Annotated in this window: 19 protein-coding genes; 5 read left to right on the plus strand and 14 right to left on the minus strand. The window is 42.5% G+C overall.

Features of this window, described 5'->3' with window-relative positions:
• Nucleotides 1–223: 223 nt before the first annotated feature.
• From L2729_RS03260 to L2729_RS03295, 8 genes are all read right to left on the minus strand, one after another.
• The gene (locus L2729_RS03260) at nucleotides 224–2,068 is read right to left on the minus strand and encodes a DUF885 domain-containing protein (protein WP_248986953.1); all 1,845 of its coding nucleotides are present in this window, start codon (nucleotides 2,066–2,068) and stop codon (nucleotides 224–226) included.
• Nucleotides 2,069–2,193: 125 nt separating this feature from the next.
• Complete coding sequence (gene hemW / locus L2729_RS03265; protein ID WP_248986954.1) at nucleotides 2,194–3,330, minus strand: radical SAM family heme chaperone HemW; 1,137 nt, start codon at nucleotides 3,328–3,330, stop codon at nucleotides 2,194–2,196.
• Nucleotides 3,330–3,929: an RdgB/HAM1 family non-canonical purine NTP pyrophosphatase gene (rdgB, locus tag L2729_RS03270; protein ID WP_248986955.1), complete on the minus strand. Its 600-nt coding sequence runs from the start codon at nucleotides 3,927–3,929 to the stop codon at nucleotides 3,330–3,332. Before rdgB ends, hemW begins: the two co-directional genes overlap by 1 nt.
• A gap of 755 nt (nucleotides 3,930–4,684) precedes the next feature.
• Entirely contained in the window at nucleotides 4,685–5,119 is a 435-nt protein-coding gene (locus L2729_RS03275; RefSeq protein ID WP_248986956.1) for a DUF4426 domain-containing protein, read from the minus strand.
• A gap of 83 nt (nucleotides 5,120–5,202) precedes the next feature.
• Nucleotides 5,203–5,490, minus strand: coding sequence for a DUF167 family protein YggU (yggU, locus tag L2729_RS03280; protein WP_248986957.1), 288 nt, complete (start codon nucleotides 5,488–5,490; stop codon nucleotides 5,203–5,205).
• Nucleotides 5,490–6,038, minus strand: coding sequence for a YggT family protein (locus tag L2729_RS03285; RefSeq protein WP_248986958.1), 549 nt, complete (start codon nucleotides 6,036–6,038; stop codon nucleotides 5,490–5,492). The genes yggU and L2729_RS03285 overlap by 1 nt, the downstream gene beginning before the upstream one ends.
• A 35-nt stretch (nucleotides 6,039–6,073) precedes the next feature.
• Nucleotides 6,074–6,892, minus strand: coding sequence for a pyrroline-5-carboxylate reductase (gene proC / locus L2729_RS03290; RefSeq protein WP_248986959.1), 819 nt, complete (start codon nucleotides 6,890–6,892; stop codon nucleotides 6,074–6,076).
• A 140-nt stretch (nucleotides 6,893–7,032) separates the two neighbouring features.
• Nucleotides 7,033–7,737, minus strand: a complete 705-nt coding sequence (locus L2729_RS03295; RefSeq protein ID WP_248986960.1) for a YggS family pyridoxal phosphate-dependent enzyme — start codon at nucleotides 7,735–7,737, stop codon at nucleotides 7,033–7,035.
• Between the two features lie 35 nt (nucleotides 7,738–7,772).
• Here L2729_RS03295 and L2729_RS03300 point away from each other — a divergent pair, with 35 nt between their 5' ends.
• The 3 genes from L2729_RS03300 (at nucleotide 7,773) to hemH (ending at nucleotide 11,456) form a co-directional block, all read left to right on the plus strand.
• On the plus strand, nucleotides 7,773–8,810 hold the full coding sequence (locus L2729_RS03300; RefSeq protein ID WP_248986961.1) for a type IV pilus twitching motility protein PilT: 1,038 nt from the start codon (nucleotides 7,773–7,775) through the stop codon (nucleotides 8,808–8,810).
• Nucleotides 8,811–8,824: 14 nt separating this feature from the next.
• A complete protein-coding gene (locus tag L2729_RS03305) occupies nucleotides 8,825–9,937 on the plus strand; it encodes a PilT/PilU family type 4a pilus ATPase (protein WP_248986962.1) in 1,113 nt (370 codons plus the stop codon).
• 505 nt (nucleotides 9,938–10,442) lie between these two features.
• On the plus strand, nucleotides 10,443–11,456 hold the full coding sequence (gene hemH / locus L2729_RS03310) for a ferrochelatase (protein ID WP_248986963.1): 1,014 nt from the start codon (nucleotides 10,443–10,445) through the stop codon (nucleotides 11,454–11,456).
• 91 nt (nucleotides 11,457–11,547) lie between these two features.
• On the opposite strand, the gene L2729_RS03315 is transcribed toward hemH, so the two are convergent.
• The 5 genes from L2729_RS03315 to L2729_RS03335 all read right to left on the minus strand — a co-directional run bounded on the left by L2729_RS03315 (nucleotide 11,548) and on the right by L2729_RS03335 (nucleotide 18,083).
• Entirely contained in the window at nucleotides 11,548–11,937 is a 390-nt protein-coding gene (locus L2729_RS03315) for a DUF3192 domain-containing protein (RefSeq protein WP_248986964.1), read from the minus strand.
• Nucleotides 11,938–12,048: 111 nt separating this feature from the next.
• The gene (xni, locus tag L2729_RS03320) at nucleotides 12,049–12,813 is read right to left on the minus strand and encodes a flap endonuclease Xni (RefSeq protein ID WP_248986965.1); all 765 of its coding nucleotides are present in this window, start codon (nucleotides 12,811–12,813) and stop codon (nucleotides 12,049–12,051) included.
• Complete coding sequence (gene ppnN, locus L2729_RS03325) at nucleotides 12,810–14,162, minus strand: nucleotide 5'-monophosphate nucleosidase PpnN (protein WP_248986966.1); 1,353 nt, start codon at nucleotides 14,160–14,162, stop codon at nucleotides 12,810–12,812. The genes xni and ppnN overlap by 4 nt, the downstream gene beginning before the upstream one ends.
• Before the next feature lie 77 nt (nucleotides 14,163–14,239).
• Entirely contained in the window at nucleotides 14,240–15,796 is a 1,557-nt protein-coding gene (locus L2729_RS03330) for a GGDEF domain-containing protein (RefSeq protein WP_248986967.1), read from the minus strand.
• 118 nt (nucleotides 15,797–15,914) lie between these two features.
• Nucleotides 15,915–18,083, minus strand: coding sequence for a tetratricopeptide repeat protein (locus L2729_RS03335; protein ID WP_248986968.1), 2,169 nt, complete (start codon nucleotides 18,081–18,083; stop codon nucleotides 15,915–15,917).
• Nucleotides 18,084–18,212: 129 nt separating this feature from the next.
• Between L2729_RS03335 and L2729_RS03340 the strand changes: the two genes are divergently transcribed.
• Nucleotides 18,213–20,018 (plus strand): M61 family metallopeptidase, encoded by a 1,806-nt coding sequence (locus tag L2729_RS03340; protein ID WP_248986969.1) that lies wholly within the window; start codon nucleotides 18,213–18,215, stop codon nucleotides 20,016–20,018.
• Nucleotides 20,019–20,088: 70 nt separating this feature from the next.
• Here L2729_RS03340 and rdgC read toward each other — a convergent pair whose 3' ends face one another.
• Entirely contained in the window at nucleotides 20,089–21,000 is a 912-nt protein-coding gene (rdgC, locus tag L2729_RS03345; RefSeq protein WP_248986970.1) for a recombination-associated protein RdgC, read from the minus strand.
• A 290-nt stretch (nucleotides 21,001–21,290) separates the two neighbouring features.
• Between rdgC and L2729_RS03350 the strand changes: the two genes are divergently transcribed.
• Nucleotides 21,291–22,241: a porin gene (locus L2729_RS03350; RefSeq protein WP_248986971.1), complete on the plus strand. Its 951-nt coding sequence runs from the start codon at nucleotides 21,291–21,293 to the stop codon at nucleotides 22,239–22,241.
• Nucleotides 22,242–22,342: the final 101 nt, after the last annotated feature.

Here is a 22,342-nt window from a genome sequence, read left to right on the forward strand (position 1 = left end):
TAACGCACTCTAGTTGTAAAAGACTAAAAGCATTGAAACGAACCCGAAGGGCCGCGCTTCTTGGCTATTTTTACTGTGTTGTAGGTTATTTGTGGAGAATGACTAAACGACATAGCCTCCACCTTGTCAAAATAGCCAATAAACGGCGGCAAAAACAACCGTGAAAGATCAACAGCCCCTAATTGAAATAGATTACTGTGCTTACCACAGTAACCCCTTAGTGTTAGCTACTCTGCTCTATCCAAAGGTTGATTTCACTTTCTAGTACATCAAGTGGCACTGGACCATTTTGCAATACTACAGTATGGAAATCTCTGATATCGAATTTATCGCCTAGCGCTGTTTGCGCCTTGGTTCTCAGTTCAAGTAACTTCAGCATGCCGACTTTATAGGCGGTTGCTTGTGATGGCATCACAATATGCCTTTCGACCATTTTAACTGCGTCAGACTCGGCGTTGGGTGTGTTCGACACGTAGTAGTTTATTGACTCTTCACGTGACCACTTCTTAGCATGAATGCCTGTATCAACCACGAGGCGACAAGCGCGCCAGAGTTCCATCGCTAGTCGACCAAAATCAGAATATGGATCTGCATACATGCCCATCTCTTTAGGGAAGTACTCACTGTATAGGCCCCATCCTTCAATGTAAGCTGTATAGCCGCCATATTTACGGAACTTAGGCACACCCTCAAGCTCCTGAGCGATAGCTATCTGCATATGATGACCAGGGGTTCCCTCATGGTAAGCGAGAGCTTCCATCTGGTATTTTGGCATCGCCTTCATATCATAAAGGTTAGCGTAGTACGTGCCCGGACGACTTCCGTCTGGTGAAGGATTGTTATAGAAGGCTTTACCGGCAGATTTTTCTCTAAATGCTTCGACCTGCTTAACGATCATTGGTGCTTTAGGTTTTACTTTAAACACTTCATCAAGACGGCTACTCATGGTATCAATGAGTGAAATAGCTTCTTGTAAGTAAGCCTGACGGCCTTGATCTGTATCGGCATAATAGAATTGTTGATCGTCACGCATGAAGGTAAAGAATGCTTGTAAGCTACCTTCAAAATTAACCTTTTTCATAATGTCACGCATTTCATTCTGAATTCGAGCGACTTCAGAAAGTCCCAACTCATGAATCTCATTAGCACTCATATGCGTCGTCGTAGTGCGCTCTAAAGCATTGTTATAGTAAGTTTCACCTTGAGGTAATTTCCAAGCACCATCGCGAGTATCTGCTTTGGTTTCAAGCTTAGCCAGGTAACTGATAAGTTTGTCGTATGCCGGTTTTACCTCACCGACTAATGCCCTTTTTGCTGCAGAGAGTAGCTGTTGTTGTTCAGCAGAACTAATCGACAACGCATTGACTTTACGCTTGAAGTCAGCCCATAAAGCACTGTCTTGGCCTTCATCAAAAGGTGCACCTTTGACGATGTTTTTGCTATCGGAAATGACATACGGGAATACAAATTTAGGCGCGATAATACCTTTATCTGCACGTATTTCTAATGCGGTTTGCAGTTGAGCAAGACGCTTTGACACGCCATTTAAGCGGCTAATATAGGCTTTAGCGTCCTTTATATCGCTGATCTGATGTTGGTTTATGAGGAAGGAAGCTATCTGTGAATGGCCACCATACATCTGATTGACGGGGTAACTATGGTAACGCCATTGATCGTCTTTTATCTCTTGCTCAAGCTTTTGTGTTAGTAGCTGGTAGCTAAGCTTTGTCTGCCTATCAAGCTTAGCTACTTTGAGCATTTTTAGTTGGGTTAAATGCTTTTTAGTACGCGCTAAGTCAGCATCAGTTGCTGCGTCGCTCATTTCATCCCATTTATCGTAATCTGTTTTTATGCCTAAATAGGTTTGTGATATAGGGCTGGCTAATACGTTTTCCATGAAAATACTTTCAAACAGCGCATTGGCTTTTTCGGATTCACTATTAGCTTTTTGAGCGACGGGTTCACTTGGACTTGCATAATTGATTGATGTTGGTGCTGCATATACCGCGGAACTTAAGCAAACTGAAAGGGACAGGGCAATGAAACTTATTTTTGTTTTTATGGGCATTTTTAGACTTCCTTAGAATTATGATTGTTATCCTAAAGAAGCCTAGAGTTAATGTTTTGATCTAAGTGTTAGAAAATGTGTCTATCAAACTATTTTGTTTAGTTATAACTAATATATTCAGTGGCTTATAGGAATTGTGACAATAAGTCATTCACAAACATATGGCCTTTGGGGGTGAGTTGCCAATATTCGCTGCTCTGGGTCATCAATCCTTTAGCACAAGCCTGCTCGATGCCAACCGTTAATACTTTTCGATCTAATCCGGTGCGTTGTTCAAACTCAACTTTAGGGATCGGTGTCATTAACCTTAAACGGTTCATTAAGTATTCAAGCGGTCTGTCTTCCTCTGCCACGATAGTGACATCGGAGGTGTAATCATCTGCAGCAAGGTAACCTTTGGGGTGCTTAATCTTAACGGTACGCAAAATTTGATTTTCATTCGGTTGAGTAATTTTACCGTGTGCGCCACATCCTATGCCTAAGTAGTCGCCAAACTGCCAGTAGTTAAGGTTATGCTGACATTGGAAGCCTTCTTTAGCATATGCAGATATTTCATATTGGATATAGCCAAGCTCTGCGAGCCTTTTTTGCCCTTGCTCGTAAATCTGCCATAGTTTTTCATCGTCAGGCAGTTGAGGTGGCTTAGAATGAAACAGCGTATTGGGCTCTATAGTCAGTTGATACCAAGATAGATGTGGCGGTGCCAATGCGGCAGCGGTTTCAATATCGGCCAATGCCTCATCAAAGCTCTGGTTCGGTAGGCCATGCATTAGATCTAAATTAAAGCTTTGGTAACCCGATACTTTTGCTTTTTGTGCAGCAACTTCAGCTTCTGTCTTATCATGGATCCGCCCGAGTAAATTCAGCTTGTCGCTGGAAAAGCTCTGCACCCCGATAGACAAGCGCGTGATCCCAGCTTTGCGGTAGGCAATAAAATCATCATGCTCTAAGGTGCCAGGGTTAGCCTCCATAGTGATCTCTATGTTGTCTTTAAACTTAATCAGCTTATCAACTTCAACGAGAAGGCGTTGTATTTGCGCCGCATCAAACAAAGAGGGCGTGCCGCCACCAATAAAAATAGTGTGTAGCTGTCGACCTTGAACATACTGAAGATCTTGTTTTAAGTCGGCGATAAGCGCGTCTACATATTCAGTTTGTGGCAACTCGCCATTCTGACCATGAGAGTTAAAATCACAGTAGGGGCATTTTTGTACACACCAAGGAATATGAATGTATAGGCTTAATGGTGGCAGGATTAACATTAGTTAAAGATACCTTGTTGTTTCATCGCTGCAATAAGCAAAACGAGCGCTTTACCGCGATGGCTTAACTGGTTTTTCTCATCACTGCTAAGCTCGGCGGCGCTAGATTGGTGGTCAGCGGGGATAAAAATAGGGTCGTACCCATGGCCATTTTCACCCTGTGGAGCAAAGCCGATAGTGCCTTCCCATGATGCTTGGCAAATAATGGGTGTCGGGTCTTTTGCATGACGCATATAGACCAATACACATTGAAAGCGAGCGCCGCGCAGTGACTGGTTTTCTAGTGCGTTAAGTAACTTGGTGTAATTTTGCTGATCTTTCGCACCTTCACCGGCATAACGCGCTGAATAGATCCCAGGTGCCCCTTGTAGAAAATCAACTTCTAAACCAGAGTCATCAGCGATAGCGGCATGGCCTGTTATTTCTGCTGCATGGCGTGCCTTAATGATCGCATTCTCAACAAAAGTGGTGCCGGTTTCTGCAACTTCTGAGACGTTAAACTCGCTTTGGGCGAGGATCTCTACACCGTAATCAACCATTAATTCTGAAAATTCTTTGAGCTTACCTTTATTGCCACTAGCAAGGACGATTTGATTCATGGAAGACCTTTAAGGTGTCTGAAAATATGGCGGCAATAATAGCGAACCGAGCCATTAATTGCATTATATATGTGGTGATACTAGGGGCTGTAGATCTTTCACGGTTGTTTTTGCCGCCGTTTATTGGCTATTTTGACAAGGCGGAGTCTATGTCGTTTAGTCATTCTCCACAAATAGCCTACAACACTGTAAAAATAGCCAAGAAGCGCGGCCCTTCGGGATCGTTTCAATACTTTTATTTTTTACTACAAGCGTGCGTTACGAGCTTATTTCACACGCTTAAGCATCATCGCTCAAGCCTTGTACTAAAATCATTCTTCTTTACGGGAAATAATCGAACAAAAACTAAGCTCGAAAGATCAACAGCCCCTAAGACCATTTTGCCATTGCCACAGATTGACTCTGTTGCAAAAGGTATAAAGGTATCGGTAGAATCCAGAAATTAAGCTATCGATGCTGATATGACTAAAACTGCCCAAGGTTATATAGCTAAATAACTTCAAGCAGCAGGATTGAGTATGTAGAGACATGACCGCGTTCTAGGCCGTTAATGACCGCAGCATTCACGATATATCCACGGTCTGTGGTGGTCTTTATCAAGAATGTATTTAGACAAATGTTGCTTCTTGTCTTGTTCTAAGAACACGCTGAAACGAGCAGGTTGAAGTCGTTTAAGTATAGAAAATGTAGCGGTGCGCTATAGCTGTATGCATGGGCGTTGAAATAATGAGGGCATTTGCACCCTCATATTAACGTTACTCTACATAAAACTTTTGCTTAAATTTAAGCTGAGTATTGAGTTTTGAGCCATGTTTTAAGGCAATGTTGAAGTTGATCTCTTGATCATCTCGGTAGGGGACTTCTGCAATATAGTAGATAGAGTCGCCTTCACGTATCTCTCTAAATTTTAACTCAACACGTGCATCAAGTAGGTTATTGGCTATACCGGTAATTTCAACGGGCACCGCAGGGTTACCGCCTACACTCGTATCTAACACCGAAATATTTAAGATCCCAGTATAGCTACTGCGCTTAATACCGTAAGACTTGGCAATACTGGGTGTTAAAAAGGTGCTACTTAGGGCTACGTAATGAATATCGTAGTTGCCGACCTTTTGTTTTTGCTCAGCAAATGCGCTACTGATGAGGCACAAACTTAGCAATAAAATGGCTGTTAGAGAGCGGAACATATGGGCTTTCCTTAGGTGATAGCTTTGCTACTAGTATAGAACTTAAGTGTGATAAACGCCTTAAACTTCTTATAAGTATACGGTTACAAAAGGTTTTGTATTGCTGGTGGTATCAGCCTAGGAGAGTGGATTAAAACTTGCTTGTGTCGGCCCATCTGGCCTTTGAGTATTGTTATATCGCCCTTAGGCACTTTGAATGCTTTAGAGAGGTACTTGGTTAGGTGCGCGTTGGCTTTTCCGTCAACAGGAGGTGCGGTAATTGCTATTTTGAGCTCTTCACCATGAAGCCCTACAATTTGATCGCGACTCGCTTTAGGTTGGATATAAAGCTGAAGCAGCAGGTTTCCCTGCTGCATCGTTACTGCTACCACTATACGCTGGCCCAGTATGGTACATATTGGGCGAGCAAGATATTGAGGAAATTAAGCACTACCATCATCACTAGTAATGAAAGATCTAATCCACCCATTTGCGGCAGCATACGGCGTATAGGGGCCAATAGAGGTTCCGTAAGCTGGCTCATTACCATCTCAATTGGATTTTGCCCCTGGCTTACCCAGCTTAATATTGCCCGTAGAATCAGCATCCAAAATAGCAACACACCAGCTTCTTTAAACACCGACACTAAAGAGATAAGTAAAATACTAGGTACGTCTAACGCTGCGCCTGCCATTAAGGTTAGCAACACAAATTTCAAGATGACGACCGTGATAGCCAGTACAAATGATGCGCTATCAAAATTGCCGAACGATGGGATCACGCGTCTTAGTGGACCAACAATGGGGTGAGTGGCTTTAACAATAAACTGGCTAAAGGGGTTATAAAAATCGGCCCGAGCGAATTGTAGCCAGAGCCGTAAAATGACCACCATCAGGTATAAATCGAATACTGTACTTACTAGAAAACTAAATGCATTCATTTGTTTACTCTACTTTTTACGTTAAATAAAAGGAATTAATACTGTTTTGCCATCTCTTGAGCTCGCGCAATACAATTTGTCATTGCATTATCGACTAGCGCTCTTAAATTTCCCTCTTCAAACGTTGCCACAGCCTGCGCGGTTGTGCCACCTTTTGAAGTTACATTCTCTCGTAATTGCGCCAAACTTAAGTCGGGATTTTGTTTGGCCATCAATGCAGCACCTAATGCTGCTTGTTGCGCCATTTCTCTCGCGCTAGCTTCCGGCATTCCTCCCTTTACTGCGCTTGCAACCATAGATTCTAAAAATAGAAAGAAGTATGCCGGTGAGCTTCCAGCTAATGCTATCACCTGATTTAAATCATCTTCTTTGTCTACCCAAATAACCTCGCCACCGGTTGCCATGAGCGACTCGCACAAGCTTTTGTTGTCGGCAGAGATATCATTGCCAGCAAACAAACCCGTTAAGCCTACACCTATCTGAGTTGGGGTATTAGGCATAGTGCGTATTAATTTGATCTCTTGCTTGAAAAAGTCACTATAACGCTTGGCTGTTACGCCTGCTGCAATAGTAATAATTAATTTAGTTGAAAGATCGAGGCCACTTAATTGCTCGCCCACCTGCTGCATTAAGTGAGGCTTTACACCCAATACGATGACATCGGCCGTCGCAGCAGCGCCAACATTATCGTTAGTCACCTTAATGCCGAAATCCTTGTTAAGCGCATCTAGCTTTGGTTGACTTGGATTTGAAGCCGTAATGCTCTCTGGGGCATAACCACTGTTAATTAAACCACTAATGATACTGCGGGCCATATTACCAGCACCAATAAAGCACACTTTCTTTTGTGACATTGAGTTCTCTTTTTATTTTCGTTAGGACGACACATTCTCTATAGCAACCTTTTAAAGGTTACATCACTTAATATTTGGGTCAAACATGTCAAAACCAAGTTTTAGTGCATTAAATAAAATTCATTTATTGTGTCTGGCTTTTAATCCGTTTTTGGATAATCACGAGCACCAAAAATAGCACTACCAATTCTTACCATGGTTGAGCCGTGAGCCACCGCTAATTCCAAATCGTTACTCATGCCGACTGACAAGGTATCTACACTTGGGTATCGTTCTGACAATAATGCATATAGTTTTTCTAATGCTGCGAGTTCCGATGTTGCGGTACTAGTGTCGACATTGGCAGACGGTATCGCCATTAATCCGCGTAAGTTCAAATTGGGTAAGGCGTTGATCTGTTCAGCAAGGGAGAATACGTCAGATCCGCTAACGCCTGACTTATTTGGCTCTTGACTGATATTGACCTGAATACAGACATTTAACGCAGACATCTTTGCCGGACGCTGCTCATTTAACCGGATCGCAATTTTTTCGCGCTCAACGGTATGCATCCAATCAAATAAACTCGCGACCACTTTTGTTTTATTGGATTGTAAGGGGCCGATGAAGTGCCACTCTATGTCGGGGCAATCCGTGCTTAGGCTATTGACCTTCGCTTCCCCTTCCTGCACGTAGTTTTCACCAAAGCGTCTTTGGCCTGCAGCATAGGCCTCGATTATTTGGCTATTAGGTTTGGTTTTACTCACGGCTAACAGCTGCACATCTGTAGGATTTCGTGATGAATTTTGTGCTGCCTGATTAATCCTGTGCTGGGCGAGCGCTAGTCTGTCTGTTATTGTTGTCATGTTGTATATTTTTGGTTGAATGGATATCCCAAACTATGGAAATCACAGAATTACTTGCCTTTAGTGTAAAGCACAATGCATCAGATCTACACCTTTCTGCGGGGGTTTCTCCTATGATCCGTGTTGATGGTGAAGTAAGGAAGATCAATCTTCCTGCTTTAGACCATCAAGGTGTTCACAGTCTTGTGTACGATATAATGAATGATAAGCAGCGAAAAGATTATGAAGAGCATCTTGAGATAGATTTCTCGTTCGAAGTCCCAGGTCTTGCACGCTTTCGTGTTAATGCGTTTAATCAGTCTCGTGGTTCAGCGGCAGTATTCCGCACCATCCCCAGCGATATCTTAAGTCTTGAGCAACTTGGCGCGCCTGAAATCTTCAAACAAATATCGAATTTCCCTCGAGGACTGGTATTGGTTACAGGCCCAACGGGCTCTGGTAAGAGTACAACGCTGGCAGCGATGGTTGATTACGTGAATGAAAATCGCCACGACCACATATTGACGATTGAAGACCCAATAGAATTTGTGCATCAAAACAAGCAATGCTTGATTAACCAACGTGAGGTGCATCGTCATACTCACAGTTTTAATGCAGCGTTGCGCAGTGCATTACGTGAAGATCCGGATGTTATTTTAGTGGGTGAGATGCGAGATCTTGAAACGATCAGACTGGCGATGACCGCCGCTGAAACCGGTCACCTTGTATTTGGTACCTTGCATACCACCTCTGCCGCTAAAACGATTGACCGTGTGGTAGATGTGTTCCCAGAGGGAGAAAAAGGCATGGTGAGGACGATGTTATCGGAATCACTGCAAGCCGTTATTTCTCAGACTTTGATTAAAAAAGTCGGTGGTGGCCGTGTGGCAGCTCATGAGATTATGATGGGGACGCCGGCAATTCGTAACTTGATCCGCGAAGATAAAGTGGCACAAATGTACTCAGCGATTCAAACCGGCATGGCACATGGTATGCAAACACTGGATCAGTGTTTACAGAATTTGGTTAATCGCGGTCAAATCACCCGTGAAGATGCCATGCTCAAGAGTTCAAACAAGCAAACCAATTTTTAAACGGATAAATACTTATGGATGTGCGTCCCTTTTTAAAGGCAATGACTGAGCGTAAAGCGTCAGATCTGTTCATTACGGCAGGCTTTCCACCCAGTGCAAAAATTGATGGCGAATTACGTCCATTGAGCGAGAACAAATTTAGTCCGGCGCAGGCATTAGATTTTGTTGAGTCATTAATGACTGATGTGCAAAAAGGGGAGTTTCATCAATCTCGCGAGTGTAACTTCGCTTTCGCTGTTAAAGATCTAGGCCGCTTTCGTGTTAGCGCCTTTTGGCAAAGAGAAGCTCCGGGTTGTGTCATGCGTCGTATTGAGACACAAATTCCTGACATGGATGACTTAATGTTACCGCCAATTCTAAAAGATTTGGTTATGGGTAAGCGTGGCTTAGTGATTATGGTTGGTGGAACGGGTACCGGTAAGTCAACGTCTCTCGCCGCGCTTGTCGGTTATCGAAATGCCCATGCTCGCGGGCATATCTTAACCATTGAAGATCCGGTTGAATTTGTTCACGATCACCGCAAAAGTATTATCACTCAACGTGAAGTTGGCATCGATACCGAATCGTTTGACGCGGCGCTTAAGAGCTCATTACGCCAAGCGCCAGATGTTATTTTGATTGGCGAGATCCGTAGTCAAGAAACAATGGAATTTGCATTGTCCTTTGCCGAAACCGGTCACTTGTGTATGGCAACATTGCACGCCAACAATGCTAACCAAGCCCTCGACCGTATTATGCACTTGGTACCAGAGAGCAAACATCATCAATTGTTGTTCGATTTGTCGCTTAATTTACGCGGAATTGTTGCCCAGCAACTCGTGCCTAAGAGTGATGGTTCCGGCCGCCGAGCTGCGATTGAGGTACTCATTAACACGCCGCGAGTGGCCAGTTTGATTGCTAAGAATGAGCTGCACTTATTAAAGGATACCATGTCCAAGTCGAATGAGCAGGGCATGCAGACGTTCGACCAGGCATTGTTGAAGCTCTATAGTGATGGTGAAATTAGCTATGCTGATGCACTGCATCATGCTGATTCACCCAATGACTTACGCTTAATGATTAAGTTGCAAAGTTCGGATACAACCAGCTCAAGCTCAATGGATGGCGTAACACTCAACCTAGATTAATTGATAGGGTTTGAGTTTTTTACCTCATTAACGTTTGTCTAAGATTAAGCTGGCAATAGTTTGTATTAGCAGCTTTTTTATGCAAAACACTGATCTATAAGTTGGCTTGAACGTACTAGTTACTCAATCGGGTATAACCGCTGTTCCAAGGGCAAAATATTAAGGGCTGTTGAACTTTCGAGCTTAGTTTTTGTTCGATTTTTTACCATAAGGAATAATGATTTTAGTACAAGGCTTGAGCGATGATATTTAAGCGTGTTAAATAAGCTCGTAACGCACGCTTGTAGTAAAAAAAATAACAGCATTGAAACGAACCCTAAGGGCCGCGCTTCTTGGCTATTTTTACGGTGTTGTAGGCTATTTGTCGAGAATGACTAAACGACATAGCCTCCGCCTTGTTAAAATAGCCAATAAACAGCGGCAAAAACAACCGTGAAAGGTCAACAGCCCCCAGTCAGTAATATCGTCTATTCACATTTTCACAATCAAGGTTTAAGGAGTTCTCTTGGCAAAGTTTTCAGGATTAACCAAGGATGTAGGTCATAAGAAGCGCGGAAAAACGGGTGTGTTGTTAATGAACCTAGGAACACCTGATGAGCCAACAGCTTCAGCAGTAAGACGTTACTTAGCAGAGTTTTTAGCTGATCCTCGAGTGGTGGAGATCCCAAGATTGGTTTGGATGATTATTCTGCATGGTATTATTTTGCGTGTAAGGCCTGCTAAGTCAGCCGCTTTATACCAACAGGTTTGGACCAAAGATGGTTCACCATTGATGGATATCACTAAACGTCAAACACAAAAATTGTCTCAGTATTTTGAGCAAGCTGGCGAAGATGTCTCGGTGCAGTTCTGCATGCGTTATGGACAACCTTCGGTATCGACAACATTACAACAAATGCATAAAGACGGCGTAGATAAGTTGGTGGTGTTGCCGCTATACCCACAGTATGCTGCGCCAACCACGGCATCTGCTTTTGATGCTATAGCTAAAGAGCTGATGACTTGGCGCTACTTGCCAGCGTTGCACTTTATTAATACCTACCATGACAACCCTGACTTTATTGATGCGTTAGCAGCTTCTATAACTCGTGACTTTGAGCTTAACGGTCAACCGCAAAAGCTCGTCTTGTCTTACCATGGCATGCCTGAACGTAATCTTCATCTTGGCGACCCTTACTACTGTTTTTGTATGGTTACCAGCAAGTTGTTAGTCGAAAAGCTCGGCTTGACTGAAGATCAGTACATTACGACGTTCCAATCGCGATTTGGTAAGGCTAAATGGCTAACGCCATATACTGATGCCACTATGGCGTCTTTACCCGCTAAAGGCGTTACAGATATCGCGGTAGTATGTCCGGCTTTTAGTGCTGATTGCCTTGAAACGCTGGAAGAGATCGCGGGAGAGAATAAACACATATTTAAGGACGCGGGAGGGGAGCAGTTTAGGTATATTGCAGCACTTAATGATAATGATGACCATATTCACATGATGGCTAATATTGTTAAACCTTACCTTTAAGGCTCTCTATTAAGGACTCATTATCACATCGGCAAGTTCCGAAAGGAACTTGCCGATGATATTCTTGCAGTCGTGATGTATTAAAACGATTTTATAAACTATCTACTTGGCTGGTCAGATATTGCTGGTAAGTCTCTTCACCCCAAGCAACAAGCTGTCCTTGCTTAAACAGTAGAGGAGTACACTCATCTTTGGTTGTTTCACCGTCTGACTCTTTATGTTGAGTGCGGTAAAATAAGATCTGTAGATTCTGCTCATTAGAGATTTTAGCTTCACTAAAATCAGCTTTACCAAAGATGCTTTTAACTTCAGCAATACTTTGTCCGATAGTGATCTCTGTCATTTTAGCTCTATTGTAAGCTTGCCTATCTTCCCAATCCATTTCATCTGGAGTTGGGTCATAAGACACCATAATGACCGCAACAAAGGCAATGTAGGCAACAAAAATAGATCCAATGATTACGGGGACTTTGGATTTCATCTGTACTCGGGTTCCTTGATAGGCAATTCCAATAACGTAATACGATACTATGCAAAGTAATGGGCGTAAATGCTAATAAGGTAACTTTTTGTTAACAGTTGTAAGTTTTAGCTAATTAGTTTTCGGCAGTCTAAATTGCTTTAGGTTTGCATTTAATGGCATATCTAATTGAAGTTGCACTAGTTTATAGCTTAGTCGGGCCATCTCTTTGCCGTCTTCAAGCTTTTTCGCTTGTTTAGTGCCAACCTGTTCGATTGAGCTATATATATTAGCCAGTGAACGAAATATCTTTAGCAACTCAACGGCGGACTTAGGCCCAATACCTGGCACTCCAGGAATTTTATTGCCACTGTCACCCGCAAGCGCCAGATAATCAATAAATTGCTTGTGCTCGACTCCGAGCTTTTGTTCCATGGCTTCAACCGTCATGTATGTTTGATTGAAGTGATCCCATTGCTTGATATTGGGATGATTTAATTGGCAAAAACCTTTGTCTGTCGACACTATAATGGCTTCGCCGCCAATGCTAACGAGCTTAGTCGCCAGGGTGGCAATCACATCATCTGCCTCCGATTTAGCATCAAGTGAGGCGATGTTATGTTCCGCAAGAAACGCTTTTATATCGGCAAGACCGTTGGACAATGCTTCAGGCATTGGCTTACGGCCCTTTTTATAGCCTTCGTATAGCGCTTTGCGCCATGATAATGCATTACCGTCCCATACTATCGCTACGTGAGTTGGCTGGTGATACTTTACTAGCTTTTTACAGGCGCCATTAACGCGCTCTTTTAGGCCGTTGATATCTGATTCGTTGGGTTGAGCGGCGTGGATCCGCCGCACTAAGTTCATACCATCTATAATTAAAAATTTATTCATTTCATTATTTTATAACAGGGAATATAAGCACTTCCCGGTAACTTCATTCGTTGTTGTGAAACAAAAGCGTTAAGTAGATTATCCATTAACGCCATGAGTTTTGGATCCCCTTTAATTTCAAAGGGACCGCGTTGATCAATTATCTTGATCGTTTCCATTTTGACATTACCGGCAACAATACCTGAAAAAGCCTTTCTCAAATTTGCTGCCAGTTCTGCTTTGTTCGATTGGTCGTGTAAATCTAAATTACTCATCATTTCATGCGTCGGTTCAAAAGGCAGTTGAAATTCAGGTTCGATTTTCAAAGACCATTGATATTGATAGGAGTCGCCGTTATCTTTACGGAAAATCTTAATTTTCTCCATGGCTTCTTTTTGAATGCGAGCAACCTTCGATGGATCATCAATCACAATTTGATACTTACTTTGTGCTTCGGGTCCTAGCGTTGCCGCAATAAATTCATCAATGCGTAAGAAATATTCTTCACTCTCTTTTGGCCCTGTTAACACGAGTGGGAAGGGGATATCTTGATTATGTTTATTGAGCAAAATGCCCAGTAAATAGAGCAGCTCTTCTGCGGTACCCGCTCCGCCAGGAAAAATAATGATCCCGTGCCCCAGCCTAACAAACGCTTCGAGCCGTTTTTCAATGTCAGGCAGAATGACCAACTCGTTGACGATTTGATTTGGGGGTTCAGCAGCAATAATACTCGGCTCTGTAAGACCTATGTATCGAGCGTGGTTTACTCTTTGCTTTGCATGGCCAATGGCAGCGCCTTTCATCGGGCCTTCCATTGCACCAGGGCCACAACCTGTACAAATATCTAACTTACGTAATCCAAGCTCATAGCCCACTTCACGGGTATATTGGTATTCAATCGGATTGATGCTATGTCCTCCCCAACAGACAACAATATTGGGGTCGAGCATCGGCATTGTGCGGGCATTACGTAAAATGTCAAAAACCACGTTAGTGATGTGACTCGCGTTGGTTAAGTTGATGTGCTTTAGGTTGTCGTATTTATCATAGATATAGACGATATCGCGTAGCACTGAAAATAGGTGCTCTTGTATACCTGAGATGATTTCGCCATCGACAAAGGCTTCTTGTGGCGGATTGGTCAATTCAATTTTAATGCCGCGCTCTCGCCTTAAGACATTAATATTAAAATCGCTGAACTGATTGAAAAGACTTTCCGCATTGTCGCTTTGCAAGCCAGAGGCTAACACTGCAAGCGAGCAACTGCGGTAGAGCTGGTAAAGCTCACTTTTGGCGTTCTGTTTGAGTCTGTCGACTTCGAGTTGTGAAAGCTGATCTAAGCTTCCTCGGGGACTAATTTTCACTATCATAGCAGCTCCTTAGCAGTGATAGATTAACTGTCCTTTAAAGAAAAATGGCGATAAAAATACCTCTCGCCGAGGACAGTTTATGAGTCAATAATGACTCTATCTCTGCTTTCATGTTTAGCTTTATACAGCGCAGCGTCAGCTCGTTCAAAGGTTTCGCTGATGAGCTCATTTTCAATAATTTGTGCAGCGCCTATAGATACTGTAACTGTAATTCTCTGATTTTTAAACTTAAAAGGAATACTTTTTACTTTTTCTCTTACTCGGTCAAGTAAAGGCTTAATGTCATTCTCACCAATATCCGGGAGTAAAAATACGAATTCCTCACCCCCGTAACGGGCAACAAATTCAGTCTCTCTTAAAGAGCTTTTTAGCGCCATAGCAATCACTTGCAGTGTTTTATCACCCGTGCTGTGGCCAAAACTATCGTTGATTGTTTTGAAGTGATCTATATCGGCAACAGCGACCCATAGTCGTTGTTGAGTGCGTTTGTAATTACGATACTCAATGTCCATGCGTTCTTCAAGTGCTGCACGGTTGGGCAGTTGAGTGAGTGAGTCGAGCAGATTCAGCTTCTGCTGCTCAAACAAGCGCTTTTTATAGGTTTCGGTTTCTTTACTTAGCTCGTTTAGCTCGCGGCGCAGCGCTTCAACAGATTGTCGTAATTGGATCTGCTCTCTGTTCTCTAATGCCTCTTTACGGCTGAGCGCGGTTCGTAATGCTAATAGTTGCTCTGTTACTTGTGTTTTTAGGTGATCGATATCATTAGTTTCAGCAACCGACTCGTCAATATTATCGACTTGATTACTGATCTCACCGTTCAGTTTTTTAGCCACTTGAAAGCTTTTTACTGAATGGGTGTAAGAGTCTGTTACTACCTCGCGAACATTACTTAATGCACCGTTGAGTATGTATAAAAACTCTTGCGATGCCGTTTTTTCTTTCGCGATATTATCGAGTAATAGGCTAAGTACAACTTGATAAGCGTTTAATAAGGTGTCGAGTTCAAAGTCTTCAGTTAATGACAGCTTGATCGACGAAATTTGTTCTCGTTGCTCTTTTCTAAACTCTATTTCCGATAGCATCAGTGCCAGCTCATGGGCTGATTGACGATGTCTTGGTAACACTTCAAATTGTTCGCCAAGACGGAGCTGCTCGTTAAGGATTTCATCGTAGAACTGGACAATTTTTTCTACTTTTGGAATGTAATCCCAATAGGTATGAAATGGTTTTACGAGCTCTTTTTTGAAATAGGAGATCTCTTTCTTAAGTTTTGCTGGCAGAGACTCAATTCGTTGAATTTGGCTGACGATATTAGATAACGAGTTACGACTCTCTTCAAGCTGCAACATGACGCGGTGATATTGTTGCTTTAATACGCCTTCAACGTCGTTTAGGTCCGTTATGGCGTTATCAATCTGACTAAAGCGACTTAATTTATGCCGAAGTTTAGCGAGTTTGTTGTCTAATTCAATGTTCTGGCCTTTGCACGCTAAGCTTAGCTGGCCAATAAACTGCAGAAGGAGCTGAAGCTTTTTATTTTGGTCTTCACTCATATCATCAAGGGCTTGCCTTGCTGAATAGAGCTTTTGCTGTAATACGCTTAGCTGTGACGTGCTGGCGACGGCATCCTTCATTTATTTAGATTTTCCTTTATCAACACGTACAAAAGAGACGATGACTTTAGTACTGACTTTAACTGCAGTTAGCCTAAAGCAAAATTAACATCAGCCGAATATGAGATTCATTTTGGTGTTAGCTCAACTCGGCGGTCAAATCGACATTTTGATGGCTCTTCCACCTTGGCCAAACAATATCACCCTTGATGCCGTTGGTCTCTATTTTGATGATGCCACGGATAATGCTTTTTTCAATATTGAGATATAGCGGCGGTTCAAAGATACCTGAAGATGCAAAATTGAGCGGCTTTAGAGTGACATAGTAATTTTGTTGGTTACCTAAGGTGATCGCCGCCGACAGCATCATCTGTAACGTACCGAAGTGCTGCTGAGCTGAAATTTTGAGTGCTGGATCGGCGAGCAAAGGCAGGCTAAGCAGCCCCATGTGCAAACAAGTATCACCATAGTTATCATTTAAAGCGCTTTTTATGTTGCTCAGTAGTGTGTCGGGGGCAACTTTTATGTCAAAGCTCAAGAGAAAAAGCCCTGGTCGAATAATGTAGACTTGGCAATTTAAAGCGCCGGACAGTGAGTCTATCTGTTGCTTATTCATTTTTGCATTACATGAATAACCTTGGGCCAGATCTGAATTTAGCTGATCTGTTAACGATATTAAGGCGAGTGTTTTAAATGTATTGCTGTAATAAGTAAAATCTTGAATATAAGCAGAATAATTGCTTGTTTTAGTGAATGGATTCAAACTGCTGATTTGTACCAATTTAGTGCATTTCGCTGTTAAATTGTTCTTAATTCGCCACAGATAAATAGACATAATTGATGTTAACGCGAGTGCCAATAAACAGAAAATCAACATTAATCGATTAGTTGATAGCAAGCCTTCTTCTCTCTGTAAATCGTTATCTTTTTGGTTAAGTTCAAGTTTTGCCGTTTGTAATTGAAATAATAGCTTAACTTGCTGGTCATCGTTGACCTCATTGCCGTCTTTGGAACGCAAATTAAGGATCTTGTTAATATTGTGATAAGCCTTTTCAAACTGCCCAAGGTGCTGTTGCGCGGCTGAACTTAACGTAAGGGCTTGTATAAGTTCATCATCAAGCTTCATTTGTTCTGCTATGCGAGTCGCTGATTCGGCGTACTTTAGTCCAGGCTCCCAATCGGAGATACTGTTAAACACCTCGGCGAGTAAAAGATGATTATAAACTAAATAGTGATCGCTATTACGAGAGCTAAAAATGGCGCTTGCACGTAGTAGATTAGAAATGGATGTTTTGGTATCCCCAATTTTAAAATAGGCTTCACCTAGATTATGTAACGTGAGCGCTTGGCCTATATAATTGCCGAGTTTGGCATCAATTTGTTGGGCATTTAAGTAGTAATCAATCGCTTTATACCATTGCTCTTGTTCACCATAGGTCATTGCTATCACCGTCATGCTGGCGGCGACATAAACTTCTTTACCGAGGCGTTGGTAAATCGCCGAGGCTGCGGTGGCGTAGCGTAAGGCATCATCCCAAGATTTGAGTGAACGATAGACCCGTGCTAATTGCATTTGAATATGCGCATCTTGAGTTGGGTTTTCATCTGCCTTGGTATGTTTTATCGCTTCAGAGTAATGCGAAAGTGATTTTCCATACTGACCTTTTTTATAGTAATACTTCCCCAGCACTGATTCTGCATGAGCGATCATGTAGGGGTCTGCAATCTCAAGTGCAACGGCTTGAGCGCTTTTGAGGTGGGCGAGTGCAGATTCGTCTTCTCGTAACATCATCTGCATAACACCAATGTTTTCATGCAGGGTAAACCGTAATACTTGTACTTTCACACTCTGGTTGGCGGAAAGTGTTGTGATTGCTTGTTGATAAAAAGCGATAGCTGATTTGAAATCTTGTTTAGTTTTTCCTATATAGCGGCCGTTAAGCATGAGGATATAACTTTTATCAAAGTCATTGTCTGCAACAAGTTCTAATTGGTCGATTAATGTTCTAGCCACTGTGTAACGGTCGTCATTTTTGGTTGATAAATCTAACGATAGTCTTGCTAACAATTGCAGCTCAAATTTAAGTTCGGCAAGCGAGAGTCCATTTTTCATCGCATAACGATTAAGCGCTTCTTTGTTGGTGAAATCTGGGAGTGTGGGTAAATTATTATTGATTGATTGGCGTAAACTATTGGGAGATTCTCTAAACTTATGTTCTGTATCAACGTCATTTCTGGCTATCGCATGAGCGCAGTTGCTTATACAACTGAACAATATAATCAATAAAAGGGTCAACACACTGCGCATGGGTAGGTCATTCCTTGCTCTAAGCTTAAGTTCAAGAGCTATATCTTTTTGTTATTTTAATTGGTGTAATCGAGTCAAATGTTATACTTTTCGACTTAATGAAAACAATAATAACAGAAGGAAGCGAGAGTGAAACCAGTAGTTCCCCTAATCTTAACTTTTAGCGCATTAATTTCTCCAGTAGCCATTGCAGACGTTGATTACTCAATAGATTTATCAAATCCACAGCACCACTTAGCCAAAGTGGAGGTGGTTTTTCCTGCAACAAAGTCATCAGCCTTAGTCGTTAATTTACCCGTTTGGCGTACTGGTAAATATGAAGTGCTGCCACTTGCTGATTCGGTGCGACTTTTCACTGCAAAAGACGCCGCTGGCGATACACTGCCTTGGAGCAGAACGGCAAGTGGTGAGTGGACCGTTGCACTTGATAAACCAACAGCCGTCACGGTTTCATATCAGCTCTACGCCAATAAGCTTGGGCAACGGGTCAATCATATTGATGCTTCTCATGCTTTCCTCGATGCTAGTGGCACTTTTGTTTATAGCCCGCAGTTTAGGGATGAGCCTATCCATGTCAGCCTAGCAGTTCCTTCTGCTTGGAATAGTTATTCTGGTATGGATAGTGGACCAACGAACCACAGCTTTACGGCGGCTAATTACGATATATTAGTCGACTCTCCTATCGAAACCGGGATCAGTGAATACCGAGAGTTTAAGGCAGATGGCAAGCAATATGAGTTAGTCATTTGGGGTGAAGGTAATTACGACATCGACAAGATGGTTGATGATTTAACTAAACTAAGCGGCCAAGCCGAGGCCATTTGGGATGATTATCCCTTCGAACGTTACGTTTATATGGTGCATGCCACTAGTGGCGCTCGTGGTGCAACCGAGCATTTGAACTCGACCATTATTCAACGTCCACGTTTTAGTTATCGTGATCGTAAGGACTATCTTGGTTTTATAAAGACGGCTTCGCACGAGTTTATTCATACTTGGAATGTAAAAGCATACCGTCCTGAAGGGTTAGTTCCCTATGACTATCAGGAAGAGGGGATTACTCAGCTACTTTGGATAGCAGAGGGCTCAACAAGTTACTTTCAAAGCCAATTGTTACTCCGTGCTGGCGTGATGACCGCGAAGGAGTTCTTCGAAGATTTGGCGAAGCGTGTTGCACAAAGCGAGAAAACCCCGGGTCGAGAAGTGCAGTCTGTTGCAAGTGCTAGTGCCAATCAATGGGCAAGTACCGGCGGAGATTATGCCGTAAACCATAGTACTAACATATACTCTGAAGGCTATTTAACCTCGCTGGCACTGGATTTCTCTTTACTCGAGGAGACCAAACTGGATAGTTCATATCGCGACGTGCATCGTGAGCTCTATCAGTCGCACCGCATTCCAGCGGGCTATAACATTGCCGATGTAAAAGCCATTTTGAAAAATGTCTCGGGAACGAGCTACGAAAAGTGGTGGCAGGAGCATGTTAACTCACCTATTAGTTTAGATTTCGACACTCTGTTAGACCAAGCAGGTTTAACGGTGGGTTATGGAGATGATGCAAAGTCTGAACCTTTTGTTGGCGTGACACTTGAATCTAATAGCTTAGTGCTTTCACGCGTACTGCGTAATGGACCCGCATGGAACGCTGGTATTGTGCTTGGCGATGAAATTGTGGCTATCAATGGCTTAAAAGTTACCGCCGCAGGGTTTGAGTCTCGTATTAAGGACTTTAAAGCGGCTGGCAAAATAAACGTAACGCTGTTTAGTAATGACAGGCTTAAAGAGATAGAGCTTACGCTCGGTGAACAACAGAGCGGTAAATTGGCGATAAGTAGTGTTGAAAAACCGAGCCGTTCTCAAAAAGCCTTTTTCAAAGCTTGGTTGGGCATTGATTGGCCGTTTGATAAAGAGGGTAAATTAAAGACTGCTGAGTAATAGCAACTATATTTAAAGAGTAAAAAGGCGCCTTAGGCGCCTTTTTGTTACCGCAATATCAGTCGTTAACTTAAATACTGTCTTCGAGTCCACCGAGGGAATCGACGACAGAATTAACTAAGGCGATTAACTCGCTACTCATTAAGGCAAAATCGGCATCAAGACGCGCCATCGGATCTTCATCACCAACATCATCATTGCCTGCTCTAAACTCTTCAGAGAATTTAAGACGCTTAATAGCAGCATCTGATTGAAGAAGAAAGGCGATGGATTGACCAAAATGCAGTGCTAGCTTATGTACTTGCTTACCGACTTCGATATGCGCTAATACTTCATTTTCAGTTAAATCTTGCTGCTTAAAGCGAACAATGCCGCCCTCGTCAGAATCACTCTTTAACTCGGCTTCATCTTGCATTTCGAAAGCGGCAGGTGTTTTACCCTCTTTTAACCACTCTGTTAACTGTGTTTCAATTGGCGTTTTAAAGCTGATTGGAATGATAGGTAAAGTGCCAATGGCCTTACGAAGCAAAGCCATAAGCTCTTCTGATTTAGCTGCGCTTGAACTGTCGACCAAAACCATCTGGATTTCAGGCAATATAAGCGCGCGAATTTGGCTACGACGAGAAAAGGCTCTTGGTAAAAGAGTCATGATGATCTCATCTTTTAGCGAATCTTTTTCTTTTTTGGCAAGCTTGCGACCATCTTCAGATTCAAGCAGAGCCACTTTATCTTCTAAGGCTTCTTTAATCACTTGAGCAGGTAGAATTTTCTCCTCTTTAGTCGCGCAGATAAGGTGTCTGTCTGCAGCAGTATGGACCAAAGTGTCGCCATGCTTGCCGAGGGCATTAGAGAAACCAAACTTACTGACATCTTGGCTTGAGCATGGAGAGAAGGTGAAGTCTTCCAGTGATTTTTCCATTGATTCAGTGTCAACAGAGAAAGGCTTGTTAAAGCGGTATACAGTTAGATTTTTAAACCACATAGATAAATGCTCAGTCAAAATTAAAGCCGCAGTGTAAGCCATTGTCAGGTTCTGGTAAACCGCCTAGGCATGTTCTTATTCGGCAGCTTTGTCACATTTAACCAAACTGTCATATTTCTCCTTTTGCTCCTGAAAGCCCCAATTCTAGGGGCTCGCCCTCGTCGAGTTAACATTTATCAAACAATTTCAATTCGATTTAGCATTTGCTGAAATAAAAATGCAACAAACTATCTTCATTATGACGCTCGTCCAAACCAATAACCAAGACGCATAAACGTCGAAAGGATTAAATGATGAACGTTTTTTGTAAAACTCTACTGGCTTCTGCTCTAGCGACTGCCACTCTTGCTTCTGCCCACGCTGCAGACCCATTAACTGTTTACGGCAAGCTAAATGTTACTGCACAGTCTAATGATGTAAATGATGAAGCCACGACTACGATTCAATCTAATGCTTCTCGTTTTGGTGTTAAAGGTGCTTTCGAACTCAGCAGTGACCTTGAAGCTTTCTACACCGTAGAATATGAAGTAGATACAGGCGATGACGTTAAGGAAAACTTCAAAGCACGTAACCAATTTGTGGGTCTTAAAGGCAGCTTTGGTGCTTTCTCTGTTGGTCGTAACGACACCATGCTTAAAGTCTCTCAAGGTAAAGTTGACCAGTTCAATGACCTTTCAGGTGATTTGAAAAACTTGTTCAAAGGCGAAAACCGTATCGAACAAACAGCAACTTATGTAACGCCTTCTTTCAGTGGCTTTAAAATGGGTGTGACTTACGCTGCTGAAGGCGCTAGTTCACAGTATGCTCAAGATGGATTCAGTGTTGCGGCTATGTACGGTGATGCAAAACTTAAAAAGTCACCGGTTTATGCCTCTGTAGCTTATGATTCAGATGTAAAAGGTTACGAAGTTGTTCGTGCGACAGTACAAGGTAAAATCGCTGGCTTTAAGTTAGGCGGTATGTATCAGCAGCAAGAAGAGACTTATGAGAAAGACGGTACTCCAACCGTTGGCGGCGAAAGCAAAACTGGTTACCTCTTTAGCGCAGCGTATACTATCGATGCAGTGGTATTAAAAGCACAGTATCAAGATATGGAAGATAAAGGTGATTCATGGTCTTTAGGCGGTGATTACAAACTAGGTAAACCGACAAAACTATTTGCTTTTTACACTAATCGTTCATATGAAAAAGTTGAAAATGATGACAAATACTTTGGTGTTGGACTAGAACATAAGTTCTAAGTCACGCTTAGGTTTTTTGAAAAGGAGGCTTCGGCCTCCTTTTTGTGTCTTAAAGATAACGAAATCGTTTAGCTTTATGACAATAATTTACTTTATTATGG

The organism is Shewanella gelidimarina (assembly GCF_023283945.1).
Lineage (GTDB): Bacteria > Pseudomonadota > Gammaproteobacteria > Enterobacterales > Shewanellaceae > Shewanella > Shewanella gelidimarina.

Bases quoted from the DNA above. Each gene is read 5' to 3' on its own strand.
- L2729_RS03260 (WP_248986953.1), bottom strand. From the start codon at position 2,068: ATGCCCATAAAAACAAAAATAAGTTTCATTGCCCTGTCCCTTTCAGTT.
- hemW (WP_248986954.1), bottom strand. From the start codon at position 3,330: ATGTTAATCCTGCCACCATTAAGCCTATACATTCATATTCCTTGGTGT.
- rdgB (WP_248986955.1), bottom strand. From the start codon at position 3,929: ATGAATCAAATCGTCCTTGCTAGTGGCAATAAAGGTAAGCTCAAAGAA.
- L2729_RS03275 (WP_248986956.1), bottom strand. From the start codon at position 5,119: ATGTTCCGCTCTCTAACAGCCATTTTATTGCTAAGTTTGTGCCTCATC.
- L2729_RS03285 (WP_248986958.1), bottom strand. From the start codon at position 6,038: ATGAATGCATTTAGTTTTCTAGTAAGTACAGTATTCGATTTATACCTG.
- proC (WP_248986959.1), bottom strand. From the start codon at position 6,892: ATGTCACAAAAGAAAGTGTGCTTTATTGGTGCTGGTAATATGGCCCGC.
- L2729_RS03295 (WP_248986960.1), bottom strand. From the start codon at position 7,737: ATGACAACAATAACAGACAGACTAGCGCTCGCCCAGCACAGGATTAAT.
- L2729_RS03300 (WP_248986961.1), top strand. From the start codon at position 7,773: ATGGAAATCACAGAATTACTTGCCTTTAGTGTAAAGCACAATGCATCA.
- L2729_RS03305 (WP_248986962.1), top strand. From the start codon at position 8,825: ATGGATGTGCGTCCCTTTTTAAAGGCAATGACTGAGCGTAAAGCGTCA.
- L2729_RS03315 (WP_248986964.1), bottom strand. From the start codon at position 11,937: ATGAAATCCAAAGTCCCCGTAATCATTGGATCTATTTTTGTTGCCTAC.
- xni (WP_248986965.1), bottom strand. From the start codon at position 12,813: ATGAATAAATTTTTAATTATAGATGGTATGAACTTAGTGCGGCGGATC.
- ppnN (WP_248986966.1), bottom strand. From the start codon at position 14,162: ATGATAGTGAAAATTAGTCCCCGAGGAAGCTTAGATCAGCTTTCACAA.
- L2729_RS03330 (WP_248986967.1), bottom strand. From the start codon at position 15,796: ATGAAGGATGCCGTCGCCAGCACGTCACAGCTAAGCGTATTACAGCAA.
- L2729_RS03335 (WP_248986968.1), bottom strand. From the start codon at position 18,083: ATGCGCAGTGTGTTGACCCTTTTATTGATTATATTGTTCAGTTGTATA.
- rdgC (WP_248986970.1), bottom strand. From the start codon at position 21,000: ATGTGGTTTAAAAATCTAACTGTATACCGCTTTAACAAGCCTTTCTCT.
- L2729_RS03350 (WP_248986971.1), top strand. From the start codon at position 21,291: ATGATGAACGTTTTTTGTAAAACTCTACTGGCTTCTGCTCTAGCGACT.